This is a genomic window from Bartonella sp. AP1QHHD (genome assembly GCF_042196265.1).
In the GTDB taxonomy this organism is placed as follows: Bacteria; Pseudomonadota; Alphaproteobacteria; order Rhizobiales; family Rhizobiaceae; genus Bartonella.
The window spans coordinates 1-1,799 of the sequence record NZ_JBHIPW010000045.1; the positions used below are offsets into that span (position 1 = coordinate 1).

General features: G+C 44.4%; 2 protein-coding genes and 1 pseudogene. All 3 read left to right on the top strand.

The annotated features are described in order from the left end of the window. Positions 1 to 1,154: hypothetical protein (locus ACFIME_RS04110; protein WP_375684539.1), on the top strand; the 1,154-nt coding region annotated here is incomplete at its 5' end. Next, positions 1,154 to 1,579, top strand: coding sequence for a hypothetical protein (locus tag ACFIME_RS04115; RefSeq protein ID WP_273791515.1), 426 nt, complete (start codon positions 1,154 to 1,156; stop codon positions 1,577 to 1,579). The genes ACFIME_RS04110 and ACFIME_RS04115, both read left to right, overlap by 1 nt. Before the next feature lies 1 nt (position 1,580). Further along, positions 1,581 to 1,799 (top strand): annotated as a pseudogene (locus ACFIME_RS04120) (hypothetical protein); the annotation flags it as partial.

The window sequence follows — 1,799 nt, forward strand, 5'->3', positions numbered from 1 at the left end:
CGTTTGCTCTTTTTAAAAACATGGTTATTGCGGTGAATAAAAATGATAAACCGCAAGTTTTCAAGGTCCTTAGTTCTGAACAGTTTGAAGATTTAGAAGGAAATCCACCGAAAGCGGGATTGGTCAAAATTTGGGGACCTTTTGTTTGTTTGATGCAATTGACAGATAATCCCAATCGCATTCATTGGTCTGGAGAAGGCGATGAAACTCTATGGGAGACTCAATATAATGTTAGTGGTTATATGGATTTCCAAGATGGAGAATACGTTCAGGGGGCAACAGAAACAACCAATCCCCTTATTTTTCTTCGTTCTGCTATTTATGCTGGTTCTTTGACGTTAGGTTCCAAGAGCCCGTTTGCTTTTCAAAAGATCCAAGACAAGCGTGGAGCGCGCAGTGCAGCCTCTATAGCGTGTCGAGGGAGTGATGCTTTTTTTGCGAGTGATGGTGGCTTTTATCAGATCAGTGCTGATGGTCAACTTTTGCCGATAGGCTTTGAGAAGGTTGATAGAACGGTTTTTAAAATCTTTGATAAGTTTGCTCTTGATGAGATGCAAGGGGTTATAGATCCCATTGATAACCGGATTTACTGGTCCTTAAAGAGAGGCAATAACGAGCAAACGACCTTTGTCTATGATTGGGGATTGCAGAAATGGTCGACGCTACAAGGGAAGCCTTTCACGTTCTTTCCAGTGTTTACGACAGGTTATACTTTAGAACAGTTAGATGAGATCTCGATCAATCTTGAGTCCTTGCCGGCTTCTTTAGACAGCCCTCGTTGGCAAAGTGGCGCGCCAATGCTTGGTGCTTTTGATGATAACAATCGGCTTGTTATGTTTACGGGAGCCCCGATGGAGGCAACGGTTGTTTCGCAAGAAATGGGGGCACCAGATGGAAGTTTTAACTTTATCACGAAGATGTTTGCTGAAGTTGATACGACGGAAGGTCTTTTAAGCATAGGAGAGCGTCGGCTTCGCAATCATCAGACGCCGATTACATGGCACCAAGAGAGGGCATGTTCATATGTCACGGGTGCTTATCATGGTCGTTCGCGCAATCGTTATCACCGCTTTAAATTGCGCATTCCTGAAGGTGTTCATTGGAACCAAATCACAGGATTTAATGTGGATTTACGTCCTTTAGGCAGAGGGTAATGGCAAAAGTCTTTTTGACCACGTCTTGGGATATGGAGCGTATAGCGCCTTATCTGGAAGACATCATTGCATCCTTTAGAGAGTATGTAGAGCGTTTCAAACATGAAATCACGTTGCAGGAACTGATTGAAGCGATTTGCAGTGGCAAGAAACAGTTATGGCTTGTTTTGGATGACGACGAGCGCTTTTTAGCGGCATTCACGACCCAGATACAGCAGACAGTTTTAGGAAAGAAGCGCGCACTGATTTGTGAATGTAGTGGGAAGGGCGTTCTTGATCAAGTTGATAATTTGAAATTTGTAGAGGATTGGGCGCGTGAGAATGGTGCTTCTGAAATGGAGATCTTGGGTCGTTTAGGTTGGAAGCGTGCACTAACCAAGCAAGGCTATAGCATAGGTATGCTTTATTATAGGAAGGAATTGTGACATGGGGAGCAGTAGACCAGCAACGACAGAACAGAAGCAGGTGCAGACAAGCGCCCCTCCTACTTGGATGCAGAATGTCTTTAAGCGTGGGGGTGCAGATGCGTATAACATGTATGACACAGGGATGGGTGGTAATGTTTATGGGGGACCTCGTGTTGCACCTTTAAGTGCTCCAACTTATCAAGCAATTGGAGGTCTTGGAGCTATTCCTCATCAGTAT

Bases quoted from the DNA above. Each gene is read 5' to 3' on its own strand.
- ACFIME_RS04115 (WP_273791515.1), top strand. From the start codon at position 1,154: ATGGCAAAAGTCTTTTTGACCACGTCTTGGGATATGGAGCGTATAGCG.